Genomic DNA, 25,635 nt, shown 5'->3' on the forward strand with positions numbered 1-25,635 from the left:
CGCAGCGCGGCCTCCGCTCAGGCGGTGGAAGTGAGCGGCGTGTGCCCTGCCGGCACGCGCTCCGCGTCACGGATCGGCTCGGGCGGAGTGCCGTCGCCGAAGGGGGCGCCTCCGAGCCGCTCGCGTCCGTGGGGCTCGAGCCAGTTCGACAGGTCGGGCCCGGCAGGCACGATCCCCGTTGGATTGATGTCCTCGTGCGTGATGTAGTAGTGCTGCTTGATCTGCACGAAGTCGATCGTGTCGCCGAAGCCCGGGGTCTGGAACAGGTCTCTGGCGTAGCCCCAGAGGTGCTCCATCTCGTCGAGCTTGTTGCGGTTCGTCTTGAAATGGCCGTGGTAGACGGGGTCGAAGCGGGCGAGCGTCGTGAACAGCCGCACGTCGGCCTCGGTGATCGTGCCGCCGAGCAGGAAGCGGCGGGTGGACAGGCGATCCTCGAGCCAGTCCATCGCCTCCCAGAGCCGCGCGTACGCCGCGTCGTAGGCCTCCTGGCTGCCGGCGAAGCCGCAGCGGTAGACGCCGTTGTTGACCTCGGTGAAGACCCGCTTGATGATGGGCCACATCTCGTCGAGCTCACCCTCGGGGAGCAGATTCGGGGCACCCTCGCGGTGGAACTCGCGCCACTCCGTCGAGAAATCGAGGGTGATCTGCGGGTAGTTATTGGTCACCACACCGCCGGTCGGCACGTCGACGAGCGCGGGCACCGTGATCCCCCGCGGATAGTCGGGGAACCGTGCGAAGTAGTTCTCCTGCAGGCGCTCGGTGCCCAGCACGGGATCGCGGCCGTCCTCATCGAGGTCGAAGGTCCAGGATCGCGCGTCGTGCGTCGGCCCCGGCCGTCCCAGAGAGATCGCATCTTCAAGTCCGAGAAGCCGACGCACGATGACGGTGCGGTTCGCCCACGGGCAGGCCGGTGCCGCGATGAGCCGGTAGCGCCCGGCTTCGACCGGCCACGCCTGGGCGCCCTCGCTGAGCCCGTACCCGAGCACCCCGATTTCCGACTTCGGCGGTTGGGGGAGCGCGCGGACGGCATCGGGGTCGGCCACGATCCGATCCTCGATGTAGTTCGTGTCGCGGGTGAACTCCTGGCCGCCGGTGACGTATGCGCCCTTCGTTGAGTAGCTGTCGGTCTCGGTCGTCTTCTCGGTCAAGCTGGGCCTCCCGTGCGCGTGTTCGACCGGCGTCCCGCCGGATCTGTGTTTTCGAGTCTAGAGGTCGATCGTGTAGATCCTCAGGGGACGGCAGATCTTGAGTGTCAGAGCCAGCGGCGTCGGCGCGTGGACCCGCTGGACTTCGCCCGGCGCCTGCCCCGCCCACTGAGAGAGATCGGGCCGAGCCTGCCCGACAGGGCATACCGACGGCGCCCCCGGCCGATGCTGAAGCGCAACCGGTTCCTGCCGCGCCTGCCGCGCTTGAACGTGAATACCACGGGGCTCCCTTCGTGGGACGTATCGGTTACTCCTCGACGAGGATCCCATCCTCGTCGCACCAGACCATCGCTCCCGGCCGGAACGTCGCGCCACCGAAGCTGACCGGCACGTCGGCCTCGCCCTCGCCGGTCTTGCCCGACTTCCGCGGATTCGACCCGAGTGCCTTGACGCCGATGGGGAGGGTGCCGACGACGACGCGGTCGCGGATAGCGCCGTGGATGATGAGACCTGCCCAGCCGTTGTCAACGCCGAGAGTGGCGATCAGGTCGCCGACGAGCGCGGACTCCAGGGATCCGCCGCCGTCGACCACCAGGACGGCGCCGTCGCCCGGGGTGCTCAGGAGCTCCTTGAGCAGAGCATTATCGCGGAAGCAGGCGACCGTGCGGATCGGCCCGGAGAATGCGGTGACGGCACCGAGATCCTGGAGCTGCAGCGACACGGATTGGAGCTCTTCGCCGCGCTCGTCGTAGAGGTCGGCAGTGGCGATCGATTCGGTCATCGCGGTCCCTTCTGAACGGAGGTGCTGGGGGAGCGTCGGTGCTCCGGTCCGCCCCAACTTACACGCCGCGGGTGTCCGGCGGGTGAGCGGTTACTTTGGCTGACGACGGGGTACCAGTCGCGCCACCGGTAGCTTCGGGGCCGGAAGGGGTGGGTCGGGCTCATCGTCGGGGAGGCCGAATCGGTTGGAATCCGGTGCACCCTTCTCTGGCGAAGCACCGACTCCGTCGGTGCTCGGATCGCCCACGCCCGCAGCCGCGATTTCCGCCTGCCAAGCGGCGCGAGCCTGCACGACCTCTTCGTGGGAACGCCCGACGAGGTTCCACCACATGATGATCTCCTCGCCGAAGGGTGTGCCGCCGATGAGGAGGATCCTGGCGCCATCGTCGCCCGCCGCGATGCGGATCGCATGCGCGCCAGGTGCCAGATACGCCAGTTCGTGCGGAGAGACCGGGCACGCGTGCTCGCCCATTCCCTCGGCTACCGCAGTCACCGAGACGGCGCCGGAATCGACCAGAATCCCATGTTCGAAGGCGCCGTCGACATCGACCGTCACCGACGCGCCGGGGTCGAGACGCAGCTCCGCTCCGACGAGCGGCGTGTGCGTCTCGACGGGCGAAGTCTCGCCGAGCAGTGACCCGAGGAACACCTGACCCGTCCAGTGCTCGCTCGCAATGACGGGTGGGACGTAGTGCTCGAAACCTTTCGGCCCGTTGCGAGTGGCCTCGGGCAGGGCGACCCAGAGCTGCGCCCCGTGCAGCAGGCGGGTGCCCGGAGTCGATCGCTCGGAGTGGCTGATGCCGGCGCCCGCCGTCATCAGGTTCAGTTCGCCTGGCCGAACGAACGCGTGATACCCGGCACTGTCGCGGTGCTCGATTTCGCCGGAGAACAGCCAGCTCACCGTCTGCAATCCCGTATGCGGGTGCGCCGGCACGTTCATCCCTCCCGTGGCGGCGACGTCGTCCGGACCGTAATGGTCCAGGAAGCACCACGCCCCGATCAGCGAGCGAGCGCGCTGCGGGAGGGTGCGGCGCACATTCATGGCGCGGAGCCCGCCGAGCGGGACGTCGCGCGGTTCGAGGAGCTCGACGCCTTCCGGGCGGGAGGATCCGGCGGCGCAGAGCGTCTCGGTCGGGTGCGGGTCTGGATCGCTCATACCGGCACCATAGCCGATGGGTCCGTCAGCGTGCGCGGACGCGGAGGATCGTGTCCAACAGGCCTTCAGCGGCTTGTCGCTTCGTGCCGGTGACGGTGCGCAGCACATCGTCGTGCGCGTCGATGAGGTGCAGCGTGTTCTGCTCCTGCTCGAAGCCGGAGCTCCAGCCGACCTCGTTGACCGCGAGCAGATCGACACCCTTACGGGCGCGCTTGCGGCGACCGCGCTCGAGTAGCTCCTCCGTCGACTCTGCGGTCTCCGCGGCGAAGCCGATGATCGTCTGACCGGGCCACCGGTCTGTGGCGAGGCCTTTGAGGATATCGGGGTTCTGCACCAGGTGGAGGGTGGGTGCCTCGTCCGGGTGGTCCTCCTTGCGGATCTTCTGATCCGAGGTTCCGTCGACGCGGTAGTCGGAGACCGCAGCGGTCATGACGATGACGTCGGCCCCATCTGCACGTACTGAGATCTCGTGCTCGAGATCGGCGGCGGAACTCACGTGCACGATGACGATGCCGGGGTGAGCGTCTGCCGCCGCAAGGATCGACTCGTCGATGTTCGCAGCGAACAGCGTCACGTCGGCCCCGCGGTCGGCCGCGGCGAGCGCGATGGCGACGCCCTGCCGTCCGCTGGAGCGATTGCCGATGAACCGCACCGGATCGATCGGCTCACGCGTGCCGCCAGCGCTGACGAGCATCGAGATGCCGTCGAGGTCGAGGATGGCGCGGGTCTCGCCGGCGTCTGCCGCCGGGAGGGGTGTGGTGGCGGGCCCCGGGTCGGTTGTGCCCGCGGTGTGCTGCGGTGCGTCGCCGAGCAGGGCGAATGCGGCCTGGGCGATCCCGTCAGGCTCCGTCATTCTCCCCGGGCCGCTGTCGGTGCCCGTCAGTCGCCCGCTTTCGGGGCCGATCACATGGACGCCGCGGTCTCGCAGTACGGCGATGTTGTGCACGGTGGATGGGTGCTCCCACATCTCGGTGTGCATTGCTGGGGCGACGAGGACGGGTGCGCGGGTCGCGAGGAGGGTAGTGCCGAGGAGGTCGTCGGCGAGGCCGGCCGTCATCCGCGCGAGGGTGTTGGCGGTCGCGGGGGCGACGACGACGAGATCTGCACGCTGGCCGAGTGCGACGTGTCGCACTTCGGGGACATCGTCGTGGACGGAGGTCGTCACTGGATTCCGGCTGATCGCCTCCCAGGTGGGCGTGCCGACGAAACGCAGCGCGTCTTCCGTGGGTACAACGTGGACGTCGTGGCCGGCCTCGACGAAAGCGCGGGCGAGCATCACGGATTTGTACGCGGCAATGCCGCCGGTGACTCCCAGGACGATGAACACGCCCCTATTGTCGCATCCGGACCCGGCGAGGTACGTGTCGCAGTTACCCGCGCGTGTGCGCGTGGTACTGCTCGATGACGAGCGACGGGCGCGGATGCATGGTCGCGACCGTCGGTACGTTCCACCGCGGCAGGTCGCCCGTGAGCGCCCATGCCGCCTGGCGTGCGGCACCGATCGCGACGTACTCGGCTTGCTCGGGAACGTCGATCGGGGCGGTGAAGATGTGGCGCGCGACCTCCCGCACGGCGGGATTGCGTGCCGCACCGCCGATGAGGACGAGCCGCTCGGCAGGGACGCCGAGGCTCAGCAGTGCTTCGAGCCCGTCGGAGAGCCCGCACAGCATGCCCTCGACGAATGCCCTGGCGAGGTGCTCGGGTTGCGTGTTCGCCAGCGTCATCCCCTCGAGCCTCGCGGTCGCATCGGGGAGGTTGGGTGTGCGCTCGCCCTCGAAATAGGGGATAACGGTGAGGCCGGCCGCGCCGGGAACGGAGCGCAGCGCGAGCGCCGCGACTTCATCGTGGTCGGCGCGCAACGCGCGCGATGCCGCAGTGAGCACCCGTGCCGCGTTCAGTGTCGCCACGAGGGGCAGGTTTCCGCCAGTGGCCGAGGCGAATCCGGCGACGGTGCCGCTCGGGTCCAGGATGGCGCGGTCGGTCGAGGCGAACACGGTTCCCGACGTGCCGATCGAGACGACCACGTCGCCAGGCCCGGCGTCCAGGCCGAGTGCGGCAGCGGCGTTGTCGCCGGCTCCTGCCCCGACGACGATCCCGTCCGGGGTGATCCCCGCCTGCTCATGGGCGGCGAGGATACGGGGCAGCACGACGGCTCGGGCGTCGGCGCTCTGCGTCCCCGCGGTCCGGCACGGGCGCCCGAAGGCCTGTGTGAAGAGCTCAGGATCGTATGCGCGGGTGCGCGGCGAGAAGTACGCGGTGCCGCTCGCGTCCGAGGCGTCGGTGGTCAACGCCTCGAGGTTCGGCCCCCGTCGGCTCCCTGCGGGGCCGTATCCGAGAAGGCGCCAGGTGAGCCAGTCGTGGGGGAGCGCCACCGCCGCGATCCTGGTCGCATGGTCGGGTTCGTGGGCGCGCACCCAGCGCAGCTTCGCAGCCGTGAACGACGCAACGGGCACCACGCCGCTGCGCGCGGCGTACTCGTCCGCACCGACCTCGCGTACGAGCTCTTCGGCGCTCTCTCCGCTCCGGGTGTCGTTCCAGAGCAGTGCGTCGCGCACGACCATGCCCTCGTCGTCGAGCGCGACGAGTCCGTGCTGCTGCCCCGCGATGCTGACTGCGGCGACATCGTCGAGGCCTCCGGCGGCAGCGCAGGCCGACGTGAGCGCCTGCCACCAGGCCTCGGGATCGACCTCGGTGCCCTCGGGGTGGACGGCGGTGCCGTGGCGCAGACGCTCCCCGGTCGCGGGATCGATGATGACGACCTTGCAGCTCTGCGTGGACGAGTCGATTCCGGCTACGAATCTGCGTGGTGTGCTCACGTGAGGACCTCCTGCGAAGTGTCGTCGCTCGCGACGAGCGCGTCGGCGAGTGCTGCGTCCATGATCACGACGTCGAGGATTCCGGCCGCCGCGGCTGCCCGCACGGCCGCCGCGCGTTCGCTGCCGTAGGCGACGCCGACGGTGGTGCCGGCGCGTCGCAGCTGCCCGAGGGTGACCGCGATGACCCGGTCGTCGATGGTGAGGACGGGAGTGCCGTCGTGGGCGATGAGCCTGCCCGAGGTCTCAGCGACGGCACCGGCTGCGCGAGCCGCTTCCCGCTCCGCGGGCCGGCACTTCTGCCACACGGAGGACAGGCCCTCCCGCCACGCGCCGACGGAGACGACGGCGATGTCCAGGTCGTCGGCAGCGCGCTGCGCACTTGCGATCTCGGGGAGGGCGATGAGGTCCGTCGCCGTCTCCGGGGCGGACACGAGGAGGGGCGCGTAGAGGCGGATCACGTGGATCGCGGGGTCCTGACCCAGCCGCGTGAAGAGGTTCTGGCTGGGCGGGTTGTCGACGAGTTGCAGGGCACCCGCGATCTGAACGACGGTGCCCCTCGGCAGCGCGGGGGCGTACGCGGCCGCGGCGTCGAGGGTGCGCGACCAGGCGATCCCGAGACGCTGCCCTGGGCGGGCGTGGCGGTCGAGGTAGCCGAGCGCTGCTCGCCCCATCGCGACGGCGGTGTCGTCGTGCGCGTCATCGATGACGATGACCTCGCGCACGCCGAGATCGGTGGCCAGGGCGCGCCCCCGTTCGTCGGCCTCGGTGGCTCCTGACTCGATGGAGATGGTCACGACGCCGGTCTCGACGGCCTCTTGCAGCAGGCGGGCGACCTGGAATCGGCTCAGGTCGAAGTCTTCTGCGATCTGGACTTTTGATCGCCCCTCGACGTAGTACGCGCGGGAGAGCTGGGTGAGCAGCCGTCGCTGCTGCGCGCTCGGTGTCGCGGCCATGCGACCTCCTGCTCAAAGTTGTGGTCAATCGGAAGTGATCAAATGATACCTCTTGCACATCTGAGGTCTACCTGCCAGCATAGGTCTCACTTGAGCGCTTCATCTCAGGTGTGCATACGTGTGAATTCGAGGAGCGCGGCGGCAGCGAGGCCGAGTCCTTGCCGAGGTCGTGCAGACGAGAAAGGTAAGGACATGCAACGCAGGAAGTCGACGGTGGTCGCCTCGGGCGCCATGCTGGGGGCCGCTGCACTCGCGCTGACCGCGTGCAGCGGTGCAGGCGGCGCCAGTGGCGGGAGCGGTGACGGTGGCACGGTCAACGTGCTCATGGTGAACAACCCGCAGATGGAAGATCTCCAGCGCCTCACCGCCGATCACTTCACCGAGGAGACCGGGATCACCGTGAATTACACGGTCCTGCCGGAGAACGAGGTGCGCGCGAAGATGGGCCAGGAGTTCTCAGCCCAGGCCGGACAGTACGATGTCGCTTCGCTCTCCAACTACGAGATTCCGAACTACGCGGCGAACGGTTGGCTGACACCGCTCGACGAGGGGGTCGCCGACGCGGACGGCTTCGATCCCGACGACATCCTGCAGCCGATGACCGACTCGCTCACCTACGAGGACCAGCTGTACGGGGTCCCGTTCTACGGTGAGGGATCCTTCCTCATGTACCGCACCGACCTCTTCGAAGAGGCCGGTGCGACGATGCCGGAGAATCCGACCTGGGACGAGGTCGCCGATCTCGCGGAGCAGCTCGATGGCTCCGGTGAAGGCGTCAGCGGGATCTGCCTGAGGGGGCTCCCGGGGTGGGGCGAGATGTTCGCTCCGCTCACCACCGTCGTGAACACGTTCGGCGGCACCTGGTTCGACGAGGACTGGAACGCGCAGGTCGACAGCCCTGAGTTCACCGAGGCCGTCGAGTTCTACGTCAACCTCGTGAAGGAGCACGGCCAGGCGGGCGCTGCCCAGTCGGGGTACACCGAGTGCCTCACCAACCTGCAGCAGGGCAACGTGGCCATGTGGTACGACTCCACCGCAGCGACTGGCACCCTCGAGGCCGACGATTCGCCGGTGCAGGGGAAGATCGGGTACGCGCCCGCCCCCGTCAAGGAGACCGACTCGAGCTCGTGGCTGTACACCTGGGCCTGGGGCATCCAGGCCGCAGGCCAGAACCAGGAGGAGGCTAAGCAGTTCGTCGCCTGGGCATCCTCGAGCGAGTACGAAGAACTGGTCGCCGAGGAGCTCGGCTGGCAGCACGTGCCGGCCGGGAAGCGCCACTCGACCTACGAGAACCCCGAGTACCAAGAGGCTGCGGCGCCGTTCTACGCCCAGACGGAGGCGGCGATCGAGTCGGCCGACCCCATCAATCCAGGGGTGCAGCCGCGACCCACGCTCGGCGTGCAGATCGTGGCGATCCCTGAGTGGGCGAGCCTCGCGACCGGCGTCTCAGAGAGCATCAGCTCGGCCATCGCCGGCGACGCTTCCATCCCGAACGCACTCTCGCAGGGTCAGGCGGAAGCCGAGAAGATCGCCGAGAAGTACCGGGACGCGGATTCCTGATCACCTCGGGGGTACACCGGGTCTGCGCCCGGTGTACCCCTGACCCACGGAGGTTCTGATGACCGTACTGTCGAGAGTCGAGTCGCACGAGACCGGCACGGACCCGACTCGGGCGAGCGCTGCGCCGACCGCACGCCGCCGTCCAGACGGGCGTGCGCGCTGGTCCAAGCGGCTGCCCATGCTCCCCGCACTGATCTTCGTCATCGTGGTGACGCAGGTCCCGTTCCTCGTGACGATTCTGATCTCGTTCACCAACTGGCATGCCGCCTACCCGAACGACATCTTCTTCGGCACGCTCGAGAACTACCGCACGGTGTTCACGAACGCGAACCTGCTGCGCGCGGTCGGGGTGACGGCCGGCCTGACCGCCGGGGTCGTCATCGTGTCCGCGATCCTCGGCATGGGGATCGCCCTCCTCCTGGACCGGAAGTTCTTCGGCAGGGGCCTCGTCCGCACGCTCATGATCACGCCGTTCCTCGTCGTGCCCGTCGCCGCGGCGCTGCTGTTCAAGCACGCGATCCTCAACCCCTCGTACGGTCTGCTGAACGGCACGCTCACCCTGCTCTTCGGCGAGAACGCTCCGCAGCCCGATGTGATGAGCACTCAGCCGCTCCTCGCGATCGGCGTGGTGCTGGTGTGGCAGTGGACGCCGTTCATGATGCTCATCATGCTCGCCGGTCTGCAGTCGCGGCCGCTCGACGCGTACGAGGCGGCGATGATCGACGGTGCCGGCCCGTGGCAGGCGTTCCGCTTCATCACCATGCCGCACATGCGCCGGTACGTCGAACTCGCCGCCCTGCTCGGCACGATCTACATCGTCCAGAACTTCGACACGGTGTTCACCATGACCTCGGGCGGTCTCGGCACCGCGAACCTGCCATACGTGATCTACCAGGAGTTCTTCGTCGCCCAGAACTACGGCGTCTCGTCGGCCGTCGGCGTCATCGTGGTGATCGCCTCGCTCCTGGTGGCGATGTTCGCGCTCCGCACCGTATCCACCCTGCTCAAGGAGGAGCACGCATGACCGACTCACTGGGAACCGCGACGTCGGTCTCGCTCCGCGTGCCGGGGCGTGCTGCGCCGAAGCGTCGACCGGCGACCGCCGCGCCGGGCAGGCGGCGCCTCGGTGGAGCGCTGCTCGGCCTCCTGGCCTGGGTGGTGGCGCTCATCTTCGTCACACCGCTGCTCTGGATGCTGCTCACGAGCCTGCACGCCGAGACGGATGCCTCCACGAATCCGCCGAGCTTCTTCGCACCCCTCACGCTCGACTCGTACGCGAACTTCTTCGGGGCGAATGGTGGGGTGAACCCCTGGCCGTACATGATCAACTCCGCCGTCGCCGCAGTGGTGTCGACGCTGATCGTGCTGGTGCTCGCGACGATGGCCGCGTACGCGCTGGCGATCCGGCGCATCACCCGGTGGTCGGACGTGCTCTTCTTCCTGCTGTCGACGAAGATGCTGCCCATGGTGGCTGGGCTGCTGCCGGTCTACCTGATCGCTCGCTCGATCGGGATCCTCGATACCTGGCTGCTGCTCATCATCATCTACTCGGCCATGAACCTGCCGATCGCGGTGTGGATGATGCGGTCGTTCCTCGCGGAGGTGCCGATCGAGGTGCTCGAGGCCGCCGAACTCGACGGAGCGCGACTGCCGCGGGTCTTCATCCAGATCCTGCTTCCGCTCACGGGGCCTGGCCTCGCCGCGACGGCGCTCATCTGCTTCATCTTCAGCTGGAACGAGCTGCTGTTCGCGTCGGTGCTCACGTCGACCGCTGCCGCGACCGCGCCGGTCTTCCTCACGAGCTTCGTGACGTCGCAGGGGCTGTTCCTCTCGCAGGTGTGCGCGGCCTCGCTCATCATCTCGGTTCCGGTGCTGATCGCCGGTATCGCCGCCCAGGACAAGCTCGTGCAGGGACTGTCCATGGGTGCCATCAAGTAAGCCACGACCTCTGGAAGGTGCTCATGACCACTCCGCACTCCGCCCCGGCCGACGCGCCGATCCGGCTCGGCGCTCCCTCGCTCGCCGCGCTCGAGAGCCGCGGCCTCCAGGCTCCCGGCTACGACCGGACAGACCTGACTCCCGGCATCGTCCACTTCGGGGTCGGCGGGTTCCACCGGGCGCACATGGCCGTCGTGCTCGACGATCTGCACCGGCAAGGCGACGCCATGGACTGGGGCATCGTGGGGGCGGGCGTGCTCCCGGCCGACGCCCGCATCCGGGATGCGCTGCACAGCCAGGACTGCCTGTACACGCTGACGCTCAAGCACGCTGATGGCACCCGCGAGCGCCGGGCGGTCGGCTCGATCATCGACTACCTGCTCGGGCCAGACGACCCGGATGCGCTGCTCGGGCTGCTTGCCGACCCGCGCATCCGGATCGTGTCGCTCACCGTGACGGAGGGCGGCTACAACGTTCACCCCGTGACGGGCGCGTTCGTGGAGGACGACGCGGCCATCGTCGCGGATGTCGCGGCGCTGCAGGCGGGGGAGGCCCCGCGAACGATGTTCGGGTACGTTACCGAGGCGCTGCGGAGGCGCCGGGCGGCGGGCACCGAGGCATTCACGGTGCAGTCGTGCGACAACATCGCGGGGAACGGCGATGTCGCGCGGACCATGTTCGGGGCGTTCGCACGGCTCGTGGATCCGGAACTCGCGGACTGGATCGCCGACCACGTCGCGTTCCCGAACGCGATGGTCGACCGGATCACGCCCGTGACGACCGACGCCGATCGCGCGGAGCTGGTCGCCGCGACCGGTGTCGAGGACGCATGGCCAGTCGTGGCCGAACCGTTCTTCCAGTGGGTGCTCGAAGACCGCTTCGGCGCCGGACGACCCCCGTACGAGCGCGCGGGCGTGCAGGTCGTCGACGACGTGGAACCCTACGAGCGCATGAAGCTGCGCCTGCTCAACGCCTCGCACCAGGGCATCGCCTACTTCGGCACGCTCGCCGGGTTCACGCTCGTGCACGAGGCGATGGCATCCGAGGACTTCCCGCGGTTCCTGCGCCGCTACATGCGTGAAGAGGGCATCCCCTCGCTCGACCCGGTGCCCGGCATCGACCTCGACGAGTACGTCGAGACCCTGCTCGAGCGGTTCGCGAACCCCGAGGTGCGCGACACGACGGCGCGGCTCGCCGCCGAATCCTCCGACCGGATCCCGAAGTGGCTCGTGCCCGTCGTCTTCGACAATCTCGGCACCGGCGCCTCGATCGAGGTCTCTGCGGCGATCTGCGCCTCGTGGGCGCGATACGCGGAGGGCATCGATGAGCAGGGGAATGCGATCGAGGTCGTGGACCGCTATACGGCAGAGGTGACCGCCGTGGCGCGGACGCAGGAGGAGGATCCGCTCGCCTTCGTCAGGCAGGAGCAGTTCTTCGGCGACCTCGCAGCCAGGCCCGGCTTCACCGAGCCCTACCTCACGGCACTCGCCTCGCTGCACACGCGGGGCGCCGCTGAGACCGTGCGCCGTCTGGGCGACGGCGAAGCGCTCTGACCCGGCGGTAGAATCGCCGCGTGTGCACGGTCATCGTCGAGGTTCCGCAGCGGGTGGACGCTGCGACGCGCGTGCTCGCGGTGCGGGACGAGGATCCGGATCGAGCGTGGGATCCGCCAGGTCAGTGGTGGCCCGAGCGATATCCCGGCGTCGTCGGCGTGCGCGATCGCCTGGCGGGCGGCGCCTGGCTCGCAGCGGACCCGCGGGCCGGGCGCCTCGCGGTGATCCTGAATCGGCCGGAATGGATCGAGTCAGCGCCGGAGACGCCGCTGGGTTCGCGCGGCGCGATCCCGCTCGACTCGGTGTCGGGTCGGCCGGTGACAGATCCGCCGCACACCCAGAGCTTCAACCTCGTCGAGGTGCACGCGGGGTCCACGCGCGTTTCGGCGTGGAACGGCGAGCGGCTCGCGCCGCAGCAGCTGAGCCCTGGGGTGCACATGCTTGCGCACCACGCCGTCGACGATCCGGGCACGGCGCGTATTCAGCACTGGCTGCCCGAGTTCCGCGCTCTCGCCGGGCTGCCGGATGCCGGCTGGCGGGATGCCTGGGTCGCCGTGCTCGCGCGGAGCGCCGAACTGCAGGCTGACGATGACCGGGCGATCATCCGCGACAACCGTTCCCACGGGTTCCCCACGCAGACGCTGCTCGCCTGCACAGCTGAGATCCGGCCGGGCGCGGTCGACCTCGAGGTGATCGTGAGCGGCGATGCCGCAGAGGGGGAGAGGCTCAGGCTGCTGCGACGAGCAGATCGGTGAGCGACGGAGGGTCGGCGACGATCGCGTCTGGTCGCCGGAGTGCCGGGAAGGGCAGGTTCCAGGTGCCAGACGCCTCCATGAGCACGTTGCCCCCGACTCCGGCCCGCCAGCCGCAGAGCACATCGCGGTCGAAGTTGTCGCCCACGTACCAGCAGTCCGCGAGGGCGCAGCCGAGCGCGCTCGCACCGCGTGCGAGCAGGTCGGGGTTCGGCTTCCGGATGCCCGCTTCGTCGCTGTAGATCTGCGCGCTGAGCAGCGGGGTGAGCCCCGCGCCATCGATGAACTCGCGATAGACCGAAGCTCCCAGAGTGTTGCTCACGATGCCGACCGCGACGCCGCGATCCCTCGCCGCCGTCACGAACTCGACGATGCCGGGACGCAGGACGCGATCCTCCCGCAGGCGCACGAGTGAGGCGCAGAGTTCCTCCGCCTGCGCCGTCACTCGTGCGCGCAGGTGCGGGGGCCAGTCCGCCGCGATGAAGTCGCCCCACAGTGTGGCGTACGGCAGCTCGGAAGGGTGTTGCGGACGCGACATAGCGTCCTTCCACCGCGAGTCGGCTTGCGTGCCGGCGATGATGTCGGTCCGCAGCCGCTCGCGCGTCAGTGGCGCATCCTCGCTCGCGGTCTCGATGCGCGCGCCGACGATGTCGGTCAGCTCGTCGACCCAACTCTTCCGGGTGCGGGTCTCGGCGATCACTCCGCCGAAATCGAGCAGCACGCCCGACGGGCGGGGGAGTGTGCGGCCGCTGACCGAGCGATCGTGATCCTGGGAAGTCATGTGCGCTGGTTCTCCTATCGGTGGTGCAGGCGCCAGAAATCGGCCCAGTCCTGGGCCCGGAAGTAGTCGCTCTCGAGACTCGCCGAGTCGAAGACCAGGATCTCGTCCCACACCTCCGCGACGCCCGAGGGCTCGTCCGCCGGAATCGACACGGTCGTGTTGGTCGAGATCTTGCCGTCGGCCACCTGTGGCCCGATGCCCGCTTCGGTGAGCATGTACCGGATGAAGAGCTTCGCCGCATTGGGCGACGCCGTTCCCGTGGCGATCACGCCGGCCTTCGTATACGCCAGCCCGGCCCAGGGGTCGAGACCCGAGCAGATCGCGAGCGCGTAGCCCTTCTCGGCGTTGTCCCTGAACTTCGCGGCGCTCATGATGCCGATGAACGGATCCTCCTGACCGGGTGCGCCGACGGCAGCGGCCGAATCGTCGTCGTCGTTCGTCACGAGCGGTTTCGACTCGGCCAGGCGCTTCACCCACTCCGCCGTCGCGCTCTCCTCTTCGGTCTCGAGCGGTGCGCCGTACTCCGCCTCGAACGCGTCGGCGACTTCGGTGTCGTGATTCTCCTCCATCTGGTTGTACCAGCTCGTCTGGTACGCGTAGAGCAGCGGGTCAGGGGTCACGAAGCGATCGCTGAACGGTCCAGCCGTGAGCTGCCAGATGTTGTCCACCGGGCAGCCGTCGGGGTAGGCGTCGGCGTTGTAAGCGATGAGCATCGGCTCCTGGGTGACCATGAGCGGTTCCTGAAATTCGGCCGGCACCTCGTCGACGAGGTCTGGCGGCATCCAGGTCGTGACGACCTCCTGCGGAATGAGGTCCGCGACGGCCGCCTCGGAGGCGGTCATCAGCAGCACGTCGGTGCGCACCGCCCCTGCCTGCGCCTCGCGTGTCGCGATCTCGACCTGTTCCTGACCGGTGAGCTTGGTGCCGGTCGTCGGGATCCCGTACTCCGCTTCGAACGCGGCGGCGATGTCGACGATCTTTCCCGTGGTGTCCGATACGACGAGCGGGCCCTCTTCCTGCGCGGCGGCGATGAGGGCGTCGAGCGAGTAGTTCTCGTCGGGAATGCCGAGCTCCACCGTCCGCACCGACACCTCCTGGGTCGACGACGGCGCGCAGCCGGAGAGCACCAGCACGGCGGTCGTCGCCGACGCCAGAGCGGTGCCGAGGAAGGCCGACCGTCGCCTCACGCGCGATCACCCGACCGATCGAACAGGTGCACGTCTGCGTCGTCGACGGCCAGCTTGACCCGTGTGCCGACGGCGTGGCGGTTCGCCACACTCGTCGTACCGAAGAGCCGGCGTCCGTCGACGTCGAACTCCAAGATCCAGCTCCCGCCCGTCGGCAGGACCGCCGTGAGCGTCGCGGGCACCGAGAGCGCGTTCGCGGTCGGTGCGTCGGTCGCTGCGAGCACGCGGACCGACTCCGGGCGGAACCCGATCGACCCGGCCTCAGGGAGGCCTCGCCCGCTGGTGTGCCGAGCCGCGGCGACGCCCAGCGCGTCGGCGTCGCCAGCGAGATCGACGATGTTGATCGGCGGATTGCCGACGAACTCGGCCACGAATCGATTGGCTGGGCGCCCGTAGATCTCCTCGGGTGAGCCGACCTGCTGCAGCACCCCCTCGCTCATCACGGCGATCGAGGTCGCGAGCGTCATCGCCTCCCACTGATCGTGCGTGACGAAGACGATCGTCGTGCCGAACTCCTCGTGCAGGCGCTTGAGCTCGGCACGCATCTCGAGACGCAGGCGCGAGTCGAGGTTGGAGAGCGGCTCGTCGAGCAGCAGCACGTCCGGCCGCACCGCAAGCGTCCGGGCGAGCGCGACCCGCTGCTGCTGGCCGCCTGAGAGCTCCGAGGGGTACCGATCCGCGAGCCCGTCGATGCCGAGGGTGCGCATCACCTCCTGCACCCGGTCGCGGCGCTCGCCGCGGCCGGTGCGCTGCAGCGACAGGCCGAAGTCGACGTTCTGTTGGATCGTGAGGTGCGGCCACAGTGCGTAGCTCTGGAAGACGAGACCGAGGCCGCGCTGTTCGGCGGGAACGAAGACGCCTGCCTCGACGTCGTCGAGCACGCGGTCGCCGACCGCCACCCGTCCGCCCGTCGGCTGTTCGAGCCCGGCGATCATGCGGAGCGTCGTCGTCTTCCCGCACCCCGATGGGCCGAGCACGCACATGAACTCGCCGTCGGCGACCGTGAGGCTCAGATCCTGCACGGCGAGCGGGGTGCCGGCAGCGCCGTACCGTTTCTGGAGGTGCGTGAGGGTGATGTCTGGCATGTGGATCCTTCGTGTCTTCAGATGCCGTCGGCCAGGGTGCTGCGCGTGAGGCGCTGGCCCAGCAGCGTTCCGAAGAACGCTACGGCAGCGATGATGAGGACGACGGCGTTCGCCGCCTGGGTGAAGCCGTAGTCGACGAGGCGCAGGGAGTAGGTCGTGAGCAGGTCGGTGCCTGGCACCGCGAGCACGACGACGAGGCTCAGCCCTTTCACGCCGGAGATGAACGGCATGAGCACTCCGGCGGCGAGCGAGCTCTTCTGCACGGGGACGACGATCCGGGTCATCCGTCGCCACCAGCCGGCACCGCTGACCTGGGCCGCCTCCTCCGGATCCTTGCCGAGCTGCGTCATCGACGTGATCCCGGCGCGCGAGGCGAACGGCATCTGCTCGGCGATCAGCGCGATGACGAGGATCAGAGCGGTGCCGTACAGGGCTGGTACGGGACCCCGCTGCACCGCGAACAGGGAGAGGTACGCTACGGCGAATGCGATGCCTGGCACGAGGTAGGGGAGGAAGGTGATCTGGCGGAGGTATCCGCCGAGGAAGCGGAGCGGTGAGCGCACGACCACGTACCCGACGAGGAGGCCGAGGAGCCCGGCGCTCAGTGAGGCCGTGCCGACGATCCAGAGCGTGTTCCACGCTGCCGCCCAGAGCTCGGGGGTGCGCAGTACGCCCTGCGAGAGGCCGACGGTGCCGAGGTCGGTTCCCGCCCAGAAGTCGAGGGTGAAGTTGTCCCAGCGGAAGAGGCCGGGCTGCCGCATGACCGTCGAGAGGAGGAGGGTGAGGATCGGCACGGCCACGCTCACGGTGAACACTGCGGTGGCCCAGCCGCCGAGCGCAGCGCGCCACCGGCCGAGCGGGATGCGTCGGTGCATGACGCCCTTGCCGCCGACGGTGACGAAGCGTTTTCCCTCACGGAGCAGCAGGAGATCGACGATGAGGGAGATCATGCCGATCACGATGACGGCGCCCGCGAGTACCGCCGAGGTGCCGATCTGCCCGGTTGCGAAGGACTGGTACAGCGAGGTCGACAGGACCGTGAAGTTCGCGGGGCTGCCGAGCACGTAGGCGACGCCGAAGTCGCCGATGCACTTCGCGAAGATGAGGGTGATGGCCGACAGGAGCGCCGGGCGCATGAGCGGAAGGGTGATGCGGCGCGCGATCGTCGCGGGGCGAGCACCGAGCATGCGCGCCGACTCCTCGAGTTGTGAGTCGAAGCCGCGCAGGGCGTTTCCGAGAAGCAGGATCACGAACGGTGCGTAGTGCAGGCCGAGCACGACGGATATGGGGAACCATCCGTAGGCGAGCCAGTCGGGCGGCGTGAGCCCGATCGCTTCGAGCCAACCGAGCTGGCCTCCGGTAGTGCGGTTCTTGAACAGCGTCGTCCACGCGAGCGCGAGCGTCCACGACGGCAGCATGTAGGGAACGATGAGTGCCGTCGAGAACCAGCGGCGGCCCGGGAGGTCGGTGCGGCTGAGGAGCCACGCGAGGGATCCGCCGACGACCAGGGCGATTGCGATGGCGGCGATCGCGATGCCGAGCGTTCCGAGGAGCGGGCCCCAGAAGATGTCCTGCGCCAGCGGGCCGGTGAACACGCGCTCGAGGTAGTAGGTGGTGAAGCTCGCGAACTCCCCACCGGCGCGGGTCTCGTCGCGAGCCTGCACCCGGAACGCGTCGCTGAGCATTGCGATGATCGGCACCGCGATCAGGTAGGTGAAGAGCGCGGCTGCGAGCACCCCGATGATGGTGGTCGGCTGGCTCAGCGCGACTCGCGAGAGATAGCGTGCGCGACCGGCGGAGCGACGGCGTGGAGGGCCCTGCTGCACGTCGTGCGTCACCGTGCCACCTCTGACCCCACCCGCTGTTTCGGACCGTGATTCCGGGGCTCTCGAAGGCGCACCGGCGAAGTCCTCAGCCTATCAACCGAGGGCTCCCCCGATCAGGATCGATCAGGAGAGCCCTCGATTCCTACTCCGCGCGTGAGGGCGAAGGGTGGCGGCGCTCGACCGAGGCGCCTTCCACGTCGACGTCTGGCAGGATCCGGGACAGCCAGCGCGGCAGCCACCAGGCTGACTTGCCGAAGAGGTGCATGAGTGACGGCACGATGAGCATGCGGACCACGAACGCGTCGAACAGCACACCGATCGCGAGACCGAAGCCGAGCGGTCGCACCATCGCCATGTGCGAGAAGATGAAGCCGCCGAACACCGAGACCATGATGATCGCGGCGGCGGTGACGACCGCCCGGCCATTCCGCAACCCCTCGGTGACCGCGACCCGAGCGGGGGAACCGTGGGCGTAGGCCTCGCGCATGCCGCTCACGAGGAACAGCTGGTAGTCCATGGCGAGCCCGAACAGCACGCCCATGATGATGATCGGCGCGAAGCTCAGCAGCGGACCGGTCGTCTCGACGCCGAACACCGACCCGAGCCAGCCCCACTGGTAGACCGCAACCATGGCGCCGAACGCTGCCACCAGTGACAGGACGTACCCGCCCGTCGCGATGAGCGGGACGAGGATCGAGCGGAACACCAGGATCATGATGAGCAGCGACAGCCCCACGACGACCGCGAGGTAGAGTGGCAGCACATTTGCGAGCTTCTCCGAGATGTCGATGTTGGCGCTCGCCTGGCCGGCGACCCCGAGCTGCGCGTCACCCGCGTCGCCGGCTTCGAGCGTGCCGAGATCGCGCAGGTCGTGCACCAGCGTCTCTGTGGACTCGCTCGACGGGCCATCGGTCGGCACGACCTGGAAGAGCAGGAAGTCCCGTTCGTCACTCGTCGCCGCTGGGGCAACGGCCTCCACGTGCGGCTGCGCGAGAAGCTCCTCCGCGAGGTCGGCCTGCACCGTGGTGAGGTCGTCCTCGTCGATGGGGGACTCGGTCTGCGCCGTGACGATGATCGGCCCGTTCTGGCCGGCGCCGAACGCCTCGGTCGTTGTCTCGTAGGCGCGGTACTGGGTCGTGTCGGTGGCTTCGACCGAGGCATCGGGGAGGCCGAGCCGCATGTCGAGGGCAGGGATGGCTACGATGAGCAAGCCAGCGGCGGCGCCGATGAGACGCAACCATGCGGCACCGGTCCGCATGGGCTTCGCTTCGCGAGCGGTGTGGTGGGGTGCACCGATCTGCGCGCGGGCGCGCCGGTTGAGCAAGCGGGTGCCGACGAGCCCGAGGAGCGCTGGCGTCAGGGTAACCGAGATGAGCACGGCGACCAGCACGCAGACCGCGCCGACGGTGCCCATGACGCCGAGGAACCCGATCCCCGTCACGTTGAGCGCGAGCAGCGCGACGATGACGGTCGACCCGGCGAAGACAACCGCGTTGCCCGAGGTGCCGTTGGCGAGGCCGATCGACTCGCGCACCTCCATCCCCTGGAGCAGCTGGCGGCGGTGGCGGTTGATGATGAACAGGGAGTAGTCGATGCCGACCGCAAGGCCGAGCATGATGCCGAGCACCGGGGTGACCGAAGACATCTCGAGCACGTCGGAGAACGCGAGTGCGCCGGCGACGCCGACGCCGACGCCGACGATGGATGCGAAGAGCGGGAGGAGCGCAGGCAGGATCACGCGGAGCATGATGACGAGCACCAGGAGCGCGACGACCACGCCGATGATCTCGCCCGGCCCGAGAAGCCCGTCGGTGGTCTGATTGATCTCGCTCGACGAGTCGATGGAGACGCCGTCGATCGATGTGGCAGCCAGCGTGTCGACGACCGAGGTGCGCACTTCCTCAGGCAGGTTGAACTGGTCTTCGTCGAAGAGCACCATGCCCAGTGCGACATCGCCTTCGGTGGAGACGGTGCGGATCTCGGTCGCGGCATCGAAGAGGCGCTGGCCCGCGTCGAGCTGCGCGGCCTCGGTCTCGAGCTCTTGCGCGCCCGACTCGAGCTCGGTGCGATTCTCGTTGATCTGGGTCTGCTGCGCGTCGAGCCCGTCGAGCTGGGCCTGCACCTGCGCGGCGGCCTCGGGGCCGGCCTGCTCGGCCTGAGCGAGTGCCGCTTCGAGCTGTTCGCGCCCCGAATCGAGCTGCTTCTGACCTGAATCGAGCTGTGCGCGGCCGTCCTCGAGCTGTTCGCGCGCGTCAGCGATCTGGTCGGCCCCGTCGGCGAGTTGCTGCGCCTGGTCCTCGCGGTCCGCCTCGGTCTCGAAGGGGTTGATCACCGAGTCGACGCCGTCGAGCGCGGAGATGTCGGTGAGGAGGTCCCCGATCTCGGACTGCTGCTGATCGGTGAAGCCCTGTCCGTCCTCGGTTTGGAAGACCACGGACCCCTGCACGCCGGCCGTCTGCCCGAGTTCGTCTTCGATCACGTCGCTCACGCGCGTGGTCTCGGTACCCGGAATGCTGAAGCTGGTCGCGAGTGCGCCGCCGAACGCGAAGAACGATCCGGCAGCGACGCCGAGCGCGAGCAGCCACCCGACGATCACGAGCCAGGCCCGTCGCGCGGAGAACTGGCCGAGGCGGTAGAGGAGTTGTGCCACGCGTGAGCGCCTTTCGTGACGGGTGCTGAGTCTGACGGAGTCCGGTCGAGCATGACCGTATGTGAGACGGTTGTACACTAATGGACGAGTGTCCGAAAGTGCTGAGAGCGCACTTCGCGTCGTGGAAGGATGAGCGTATGGATCCCCGTATTCTGCGCACGCGCGGCGCACTGCAGCGCGCGCTGCTCGATCTCGTGCGTGACCGGGACCTCGACGACATCACCGTCGCGGACATCGTCGAGGGTGCAGGCGTGACCCGCAGCAGCTTCTACCTCCACTACACCGACAAGGAGGGTCTGCTCGCAGATGCGCTCGACGCGTTCGCGGAGGCGGAGGGGGCCGAACTGCCCGCTTTGCTCGAGCTGTTCGGGGAGCCCCCACAAGCACTCGAGGCGTATCTGCGTCACTTCGACCAGCACGCCGAGCTGTACCGACGAGTTCTCGGCGACCACGGTTCCGCCGTCGCGGTGGCGCGACTGAGCCGTCGTATCGAGCAGCTCGCGTACGATGCGCTCGAGGCCACCGGGACCGATGCCTTCCCCGGTGTGCCCATCGACGTAGCCGCCTCAGGACTCGCGGGCACCGTTGTCGGGGTGCTTCGTGCCTGGGTGGCGCGAGACCCGAGGCCGCCGGTCGAGGAGTGCGCGCAGTGGCTCTGGAAGGTGCTCATCGGGCCGGGCGGTGCTTGGGAAACGATGTCGGGTACCCGCGTCTGACCCCCGCGCTACTTCGCCAGGACAGCGCGGAGCTCGTCGGCGACGGCACGCACGCGAGCGCTCCGCTGCGACTGTCCCAGCGAGAAGAGTGAAATGTTCAGGGTCGGGATCGGATCCGAGATCTCGAGCGGAACAACCGCGTCACCGCCGTAAGTGCGGTCGGTGAGTGGTCTCTGGTTCAGGATCGAGGACCCGAGACCCTTCGCCACCATCGAGCGGACGGTTTCGTAGTTCGAGCTGCGGTACCGAATGCGCGGCGTGATGCCGGCGTGCAGGAGGACCCCGAGGAAGTAGTCGAAGCTGCCCGGCAGGTCGAGCAGGATCAGGTCGTCGTCCGCGAGTTCGGCGAGCGCCACGGATCCCCGCCCCGCGAGTGGGTGGTCCGCGTGGACGAGCACGTGCGGGCGCGCCTCGCCGACGACCTCTGAGGGGAGGCCCTCCCGGTGGGTGTAGTCGTAATTGATGGCGAGATCGGCCTGCCCGGCGCGGAGGGCGGCGAGGTTCTCCGCGTAGTCGCCCTCGGTGATCTCGATCGTGAGGCCCGGGTGACGCTCGCTGAGTCGCTGCAACAGAGTCGGCAGGATGAACGGACCGAAGGTGGTGAAGCAGGCGAGACGCAGCGTGCCGCGCACCTCCTCCTGATCCTCGCGAATGGCGTCGATCGACTCCGTGAGCAGATCGAAGATGTCCCGACTGTCTTGGAGGAGCTTCTCGCCGGCCCGCGTGAGTACCAGACCCTTCGAGTGCTGCCGCACGAACAGCGTTGCGCCGAGCGTCTTCTCGAGATGGCTGATGGCCGTCGAAACTGCCGACTGCGCGACGTGCAACTCCTGGCTCGCGACCGTCATGTTCAGGTGCCTGGCACAGGCGGTGAAGTAGGTCAGCTGGTTCAGGGTGATGGAAAATCGGTCGGCCACGTGGCTCCTTCGCTCGCCGACTCAGCGTACCAACCTCACACGATGCGAGCGGCTGACCCCTCGTAGGCCTGGTAGTCGCGCTGGATGCCGATCTGGTCGGTGACGTACTTCGCGTCGTGCCACACGCCCCAGATGAAGCTCGACCCTCGGTTCGCCAGCCACGGAAGGCCGACGTAGTACACGCCGGGGGCACCCGAGACGCCTCGATCGTGGACGGGGCGTCCGTTCGCATCGAGCGCACCTGGCACGTGCAGCCAGCTGTAGTCCACGCCGAACCCGGTCGCCCAGATGATCGAGGTGACCCCGGCCTCGGCGAGGTCGAGTTCGCGGACCGGGTGCGTGACGCACTCGGGCTCCGGTCCGAGCACGCGGGCTTCCGGTTCTTCCGGTAGGTCGAGGCCTCGGCTCTCGATGTACGCGTCGGCCTCGTCGAGGACCGACAGGTAGTTCGCGTCGCCGTTCCGGATGTTCGTGCCGAGGTCGTCGCCGAAGCGCATCACGCCGTTTTCGAACGCATTGGCGCGTCCGACGAGGGTGATGCCGCGGGCCGCGAGGTCGCGGAAGTCGATCGTCTCGCCACCGCGGGCACCGCTCACCGCGATCGTGACGTGCTCCGCGCCGGCCGGGGGAGCGGAGGCGCCCCACTTGCCGAGCACCCCGAGCCACCAGACGTTGTCGCGGCCGCGGTAGCGGCGCGGCGGACGGTCGTGGGGGCCGACGGCGAGGAAGACCTCGCGGCCCGAACTGCGGAGCTCGTCGGCGATCTGCACCCCTGAGGATCCCGCTCCGACCACGATGACGCCGCCTGCGGGGAGCTGGTCGGGGTTCCGGTAGGAGCTCGAGTGGATCTGGTGGATCCCGGCCTCCTCGTGCACGACGGCGGGAATCGCGGGCTTCTGGAACGGACCTGTGGCGGCCACCACGTACTGGGCTTCGATCTCGCCCGCCGAGGTGACGACCCGGAAACCGGATCGCCCGTCGAGTCGGGTGACCTCGGTCACCTCGATGCCGCAGTGGATCGGCAGCTGAAAGTGCGCCGCGTACTGGGCGAAGTACTGGGCGACGCGCTCCTTGGGGGCGAACGCGTCGGGATCGACATCGTCGAACTCGAGGCCGGGGAATCGGTCGTGCCACGCCGGGCCGTTCGCGACGAGGGAGTCCCAGCGCTCGGACTGCCACCGCTCCGCGATGCGTCCGCGCTCGAGCACCACGTGCGAAATGCCGCGTTTCGTGAGGTGCTCGCTCATCGCGACGCCGGCCTGGCCCGCTCCGACGACGACGACTTCGGTGGCGTCGGGGATCTCGGTGTTCGTCATGTGGTGTCCGCTCCGTTCTTCGAATGCGTCTCCAGCAAAACCGACGCGGGGTCACCGGGTCCAATAGACGTTCGCGCTGCACTGCATCGGAAAAAACGAACGATAGGCGAGAAGCCATCTGAGTGGACGATGTGCCCACCGAAAGTCGCTTCATCTGTTTTTGAGATGCTTGGCTTAATTTTTGGCTATTTTGCAGATGGTTCACGGGTGCGAACAATGGTGGCTATGACCACGCACACTCGCATCCGGAAGTTCAACACTCAGGAAACGTACCCCGAGCAGAATCTCGACAACGACCTCTGCCAGGCCGTCGTCGCGAACGGCGTCGTCTACCTGCGCGGGCAGATCGGACAAGACCTCGAGACGCGCGAGTCGGTCGGCGTCGGCGACGTCGCCGCGCAGACCGAGCAGGCCATGGCGAACATCAAGATGCTGCTCGACGAAGCGGGCAGCCGTCTCGAGGACATCGTCAAGGTGACGATCTACATCATCGATCCGCGCTACCGCGAAGATGTCTACCGCACCGTCGGCAAGTGGCTGAAGGGCGTCTACCCCGTCTCGACCGGCATCGTCGTGCAGGCGCTCGCCCGCCCCGAGTGGCTCGTCGAGATCGACGCGACCGCCGTGATCAGCGATCCCGCCAACGACGATCAGGAGTGACCCCGTGACCTTCTCCCTGCTGCTGCGCGACCCCGAGACCGGGGAGTTCGGCGCCGCCATCTCCTCCTCCTCGCCCGCCGTCGCGGCGCGCTGCGTGAACCTTGCCGACGGCGTCGGCGGTGCGAACTCGCAGAACGTCACCGACCCCCGCCTCGGCCCGAAGCTCATCGACCAGTTGCGCTCCGGCGCGGATGCGCAGACAGCGCTCGACGCGGTCGTCGCCGGCGCCGATCCGGAGACCATCGATTTCCGTCAGCTGCTCGTGCTCGACTGCGCTGGCCGCACCGCCGCTTTCTCCGGTGGGCGGGCGCTCGGTACCTTCGGTGCGGTCACGCGCGAGAACGCGGTCGCGGGCGGCAACATGCTCGCGAGCCTCGACGTGCTCGAAGCGTTCGTCGACACCGCCCTGTCGGCGACGGGACGCATCGAGGAGCGCCTCTTCGCCGCGATCAGCGCGGCGATGGAGGCCGGCGGCGAGGAAGGACCGGTGCACTCGGCCGGCATCTCCGTGGTGAGTGATGCCGGGTGGCGGGCGACCGACCTCCGGGTCGACTGGGACGACGAGGATCCCATTGCCGCGCTCGGCCGCGCGCTCGAGGTGTGGATGCCCCAGCGCGACGACTACATCAACCGAGGGATCAACCCCACCGCAGCACCGTCCTACGGAGTTCCGGGCGATGAGTGACGTGTCGATCGACCAGCCGAAGCAGCGGATCGCGAATCGCCTGACCGCCGTCGACGGTGACCTCGTCGCGCTGTCGAACCGGTTGCACGACGACCCCGAGACCGGGTGGCAGGAGCACCGCTCCTCGGCCGCCGTGGCCGGGGTGCTCGCCGAGCACGGGTTCGCGGTTGAGCAGCCGTACCTCGGACTCGAGACCGCATTCCGCGCCGTCATCGGAAGCGGCCCGTTCACCGTCGGCTTCCTCGCCGAGTACGACGCGCTGCCCGGTCTCGGCCACGCGTGTGGGCACAACCTCATCTCCGCCATGAGCGTCGGCGGGGCGATCGCGCTCGCCGCGGTCGCCGACGAGCTCGGACTGACCGTCGAGGTCATCGGAACACCCGCTGAGGAGGGCGGCGGAGGCAAGATCGAGCTCATCGAGCGCGGCGCGTTCACCGAGCTCGATTTCGCCCTCATGGCGCACCCCGCACCCGTCGACGTCGCTGAGGCGCGCCCGTTCGCGGTGACCCACTGGCACGTCGAGTACCGGGGCCGCGCGGCGCACGCCGCGGCATACCCCGAGCGCGGCATCAACGCCAATGATGCGTTTCTCGTCGCGCAGCTCGCCATCTCGCTCCTCCGCCAGCAGCTGCCTGGCACCGTCCGCGTGCACGGTGTGCAGACGAACGGGGGAGAGGCACCCAACGCGATCCCCGAGCGCACCGAGGGTCGATGGTACGTGCGCGCTGAAACGACGGAGCAGCTCATCGCGCTCGAGAAGCGCGTGCTCAAGTGCTTCGAGGCCGGGGCGCTCGCCACCGGGGCCGAACTCACCGTCACCCCCGAGAGCAAGCGCTACGCCGAGATGCGCACCGACGAGCGCGCGCTCGACCACTACCGCCGTAACGCGGCGACGCTGGGCCGCGACTTCGATGTCGACCCCGTCGCCGCCACCATGAACCGCGCCTCGACCGACATGGGCAACGTCTCCCAGATGGTCGATGCGATCCACCCGTACATCGGCGTGGGCGGTGATGCGAGCAACCATCAGCCCGCATTCGCCGAGGCCTGCGTCGGCCCGCGCGCCGAGCAGGCGCTGCGCGACGGCGCCCTCGCCCTCGCGTGGACGGCGCTCGACGTCGCACGCGAACGCACCCCGTAACCGACACCTCCCCAAAGG

At 68.6% G+C, this 25,635-nt stretch carries 22 protein-coding genes; 9 read left to right on the top strand and 13 right to left on the bottom strand.

Translation table 11 applies throughout. From position 1 onward, the window contains the following. Nucleotides 1–17: 17 nt before the first annotated feature. From K8P10_RS03490 to K8P10_RS03515, 6 genes are all read right to left on the bottom strand, one after another. A complete protein-coding gene (locus tag K8P10_RS03490; protein ID WP_224780418.1) occupies nt 18–1,148 on the bottom strand; it encodes a glutathione S-transferase family protein in 1,131 nt (376 codons plus the stop codon). A gap of 304 nt (nt 1,149–1,452) precedes the next feature. After that, complete coding sequence (rraA, locus tag K8P10_RS03495; RefSeq protein WP_224780419.1) at nt 1,453–1,926, bottom strand: ribonuclease E activity regulator RraA; 474 nt, start codon at nt 1,924–1,926, stop codon at nt 1,453–1,455. Nucleotides 1,927–2,016: 90 nt separating this feature from the next. Further along, the gene (locus K8P10_RS03500) at nt 2,017–3,081 is read right to left on the bottom strand and encodes a pirin family protein (RefSeq protein WP_224780420.1); all 1,065 of its coding nucleotides are present in this window, start codon (nt 3,079–3,081) and stop codon (nt 2,017–2,019) included. Nucleotides 3,082–3,106: 25 nt separating this feature from the next. Next, a complete protein-coding gene (locus K8P10_RS03505; protein WP_224780421.1) occupies nt 3,107–4,408 on the bottom strand; it encodes a phosphopantothenate--cysteine ligase family flavoprotein in 1,302 nt (433 codons plus the stop codon). Nucleotides 4,409–4,451: 43 nt separating this feature from the next. Beyond that, nucleotides 4,452–5,897 carry a xylulokinase gene (xylB, locus tag K8P10_RS03510; protein ID WP_224780422.1) on the bottom strand — a complete coding sequence of 482 codons (1,446 nt, stop codon included), beginning with the start codon at nt 5,895–5,897 and terminating at the stop codon, nt 4,452–4,454. Next, nucleotides 5,894–6,850, bottom strand: coding sequence for a sugar-binding domain-containing protein (locus K8P10_RS03515; protein WP_224780423.1), 957 nt, complete (start codon nt 6,848–6,850; stop codon nt 5,894–5,896). The genes xylB and K8P10_RS03515 overlap by 4 nt, the downstream gene beginning before the upstream one ends. Nucleotides 6,851–7,042: 192 nt before the next feature. Here K8P10_RS03515 and K8P10_RS03520 point away from each other — a divergent pair, with 192 nt between their 5' ends. Genes K8P10_RS03520 through K8P10_RS03540 form a run of 5 tightly spaced genes read left to right on the top strand, consistent with a single transcriptional unit; the run spans nt 7,043 to nt 12,656 of the window. After that, nucleotides 7,043–8,410, top strand: coding sequence for a sugar ABC transporter substrate-binding protein (locus K8P10_RS03520; RefSeq protein ID WP_224780424.1), 1,368 nt, complete (start codon nt 7,043–7,045; stop codon nt 8,408–8,410). Nucleotides 8,411–8,465: 55 nt separating this feature from the next. Then, a complete protein-coding gene (locus tag K8P10_RS03525; protein WP_370631997.1) occupies nt 8,466–9,434 on the top strand; it encodes a carbohydrate ABC transporter permease in 969 nt (322 codons plus the stop codon). Then, the gene (locus tag K8P10_RS03530; RefSeq protein WP_224780426.1) at nt 9,431–10,348 is read left to right on the top strand and encodes a carbohydrate ABC transporter permease; all 918 of its coding nucleotides are present in this window, start codon (nt 9,431–9,433) and stop codon (nt 10,346–10,348) included. Before K8P10_RS03525 ends, K8P10_RS03530 begins: the two co-directional genes overlap by 4 nt. 23 nt (nt 10,349–10,371) lie before the next feature. Then, nucleotides 10,372–11,901 (top strand): mannitol dehydrogenase family protein, encoded by a 1,530-nt coding sequence (locus K8P10_RS03535; protein WP_224780427.1) that lies wholly within the window; start codon nt 10,372–10,374, stop codon nt 11,899–11,901. Nucleotides 11,902–11,921: 20 nt separating this feature from the next. Then, nucleotides 11,922–12,656 carry an NRDE family protein gene (locus tag K8P10_RS03540; protein WP_224780428.1) on the top strand — a complete coding sequence of 245 codons (735 nt, stop codon included), beginning with the start codon at nt 11,922–11,924 and terminating at the stop codon, nt 12,654–12,656. Here the strand turns inward: K8P10_RS03540 and K8P10_RS03545 are convergent. The 5 genes from K8P10_RS03545 to K8P10_RS03565 form a co-directional block, all read right to left on the bottom strand. Then, nucleotides 12,628–13,434 carry an HAD family hydrolase gene (locus K8P10_RS03545; RefSeq protein WP_224780429.1) on the bottom strand — a complete coding sequence of 269 codons (807 nt, stop codon included), beginning with the start codon at nt 13,432–13,434 and terminating at the stop codon, nt 12,628–12,630. The genes K8P10_RS03540 and K8P10_RS03545 overlap by 29 nt on opposite strands. Nucleotides 13,435–13,448: 14 nt before the next feature. Continuing rightward, nucleotides 13,449–14,621 carry an ABC transporter substrate-binding protein gene (locus K8P10_RS03550; protein ID WP_224780430.1) on the bottom strand — a complete coding sequence of 391 codons (1,173 nt, stop codon included), beginning with the start codon at nt 14,619–14,621 and terminating at the stop codon, nt 13,449–13,451. Continuing rightward, nucleotides 14,618–15,706: an ABC transporter ATP-binding protein gene (locus K8P10_RS03555; RefSeq protein WP_224780431.1), complete on the bottom strand. Its 1,089-nt coding sequence runs from the start codon at nt 15,704–15,706 to the stop codon at nt 14,618–14,620. Before K8P10_RS03555 ends, K8P10_RS03550 begins: the two co-directional genes overlap by 4 nt. A gap of 17 nt (nt 15,707–15,723) precedes the next feature. Then, on the bottom strand, nt 15,724–17,544 hold the full coding sequence (locus tag K8P10_RS03560; RefSeq protein WP_224780432.1) for an iron ABC transporter permease: 1,821 nt from the start codon (nt 17,542–17,544) through the stop codon (nt 15,724–15,726). Between the two features lie 130 nt (nt 17,545–17,674). After that, nucleotides 17,675–20,182 carry an MMPL family transporter gene (locus K8P10_RS03565; RefSeq protein WP_224780433.1) on the bottom strand — a complete coding sequence of 836 codons (2,508 nt, stop codon included), beginning with the start codon at nt 20,180–20,182 and terminating at the stop codon, nt 17,675–17,677. 137 nt (nt 20,183–20,319) lie between these two features. On the opposite strand from K8P10_RS03565, the gene K8P10_RS03570 reads away from it, so the two are divergent. Then, nucleotides 20,320–20,898, top strand: a complete 579-nt coding sequence (locus K8P10_RS03570; protein ID WP_224780434.1) for a TetR/AcrR family transcriptional regulator — start codon at nt 20,320–20,322, stop codon at nt 20,896–20,898. Nucleotides 20,899–20,906: 8 nt separating this feature from the next. On the opposite strand, the gene K8P10_RS03575 is transcribed toward K8P10_RS03570, so the two are convergent. Together K8P10_RS03575 and K8P10_RS03580 are read right to left on the bottom strand one after the other, a co-directional pair. Beyond that, complete coding sequence (locus tag K8P10_RS03575) at nt 20,907–21,815, bottom strand: LysR substrate-binding domain-containing protein (protein ID WP_224780435.1); 909 nt, start codon at nt 21,813–21,815, stop codon at nt 20,907–20,909. Nucleotides 21,816–21,850: 35 nt separating this feature from the next. After that, the gene (locus K8P10_RS03580) at nt 21,851–23,131 is read right to left on the bottom strand and encodes an NAD(P)/FAD-dependent oxidoreductase (RefSeq protein WP_224780436.1); all 1,281 of its coding nucleotides are present in this window, start codon (nt 23,129–23,131) and stop codon (nt 21,851–21,853) included. A gap of 225 nt (nt 23,132–23,356) precedes the next feature. On the opposite strand from K8P10_RS03580, the gene K8P10_RS03585 reads away from it, so the two are divergent. The 3 genes from K8P10_RS03585 to K8P10_RS03595 are packed head-to-tail and all read left to right on the top strand — an operon-like array spanning nt 23,357 to nt 25,617. Beyond that, complete coding sequence (locus K8P10_RS03585; protein WP_224780437.1) at nt 23,357–23,791, top strand: RidA family protein; 435 nt, start codon at nt 23,357–23,359, stop codon at nt 23,789–23,791. A 4-nt stretch (nt 23,792–23,795) separates the two neighbouring features. Beyond that, entirely contained in the window at nt 23,796–24,476 is a 681-nt protein-coding gene (locus K8P10_RS03590; protein WP_224780438.1) for a DUF1028 domain-containing protein, read from the top strand. Then, the gene (locus K8P10_RS03595) at nt 24,469–25,617 is read left to right on the top strand and encodes a M20 family metallopeptidase (protein ID WP_224780439.1); all 1,149 of its coding nucleotides are present in this window, start codon (nt 24,469–24,471) and stop codon (nt 25,615–25,617) included. Before K8P10_RS03590 ends, K8P10_RS03595 begins: the two co-directional genes overlap by 8 nt. Nucleotides 25,618–25,635: the final 18 nt, after the last annotated feature.

Origin of the sequence: Leucobacter sp. Psy1 (genome assembly GCF_020096995.1) — a bacterium.
Classification (GTDB): Bacteria; Actinomycetota; Actinomycetes; order Actinomycetales; family Microbacteriaceae; genus Leucobacter.

Bases quoted from the DNA above. Each gene is read 5' to 3' on its own strand.
- K8P10_RS03555 (WP_224780431.1), bottom strand. From the start codon at position 15,706: ATGCCAGACATCACCCTCACGCACCTCCAGAAACGGTACGGCGCTGCC.
- K8P10_RS03585 (WP_224780437.1), top strand. From the start codon at position 23,357: ATGACCACGCACACTCGCATCCGGAAGTTCAACACTCAGGAAACGTAC.
- rraA (WP_224780419.1), bottom strand. From the start codon at position 1,926: ATGACCGAATCGATCGCCACTGCCGACCTCTACGACGAGCGCGGCGAA.
- K8P10_RS03530 (WP_224780426.1), top strand. From the start codon at position 9,431: ATGACCGACTCACTGGGAACCGCGACGTCGGTCTCGCTCCGCGTGCCG.
- K8P10_RS03595 (WP_224780439.1), top strand. From the start codon at position 24,469: ATGAGTGACGTGTCGATCGACCAGCCGAAGCAGCGGATCGCGAATCGC.
- K8P10_RS03515 (WP_224780423.1), bottom strand. From the start codon at position 6,850: ATGGCCGCGACACCGAGCGCGCAGCAGCGACGGCTGCTCACCCAGCTC.
- K8P10_RS03570 (WP_224780434.1), top strand. From the start codon at position 20,320: ATGGATCCCCGTATTCTGCGCACGCGCGGCGCACTGCAGCGCGCGCTG.
- K8P10_RS03545 (WP_224780429.1), bottom strand. From the start codon at position 13,434: ATGACTTCCCAGGATCACGATCGCTCGGTCAGCGGCCGCACACTCCCC.
- K8P10_RS03520 (WP_224780424.1), top strand. From the start codon at position 7,043: ATGCAACGCAGGAAGTCGACGGTGGTCGCCTCGGGCGCCATGCTGGGG.
- K8P10_RS03500 (WP_224780420.1), bottom strand. From the start codon at position 3,081: ATGAGCGATCCAGACCCGCACCCGACCGAGACGCTCTGCGCCGCCGGA.
- K8P10_RS03535 (WP_224780427.1), top strand. From the start codon at position 10,372: ATGACCACTCCGCACTCCGCCCCGGCCGACGCGCCGATCCGGCTCGGC.
- K8P10_RS03580 (WP_224780436.1), bottom strand. From the start codon at position 23,131: ATGACGAACACCGAGATCCCCGACGCCACCGAAGTCGTCGTCGTCGGA.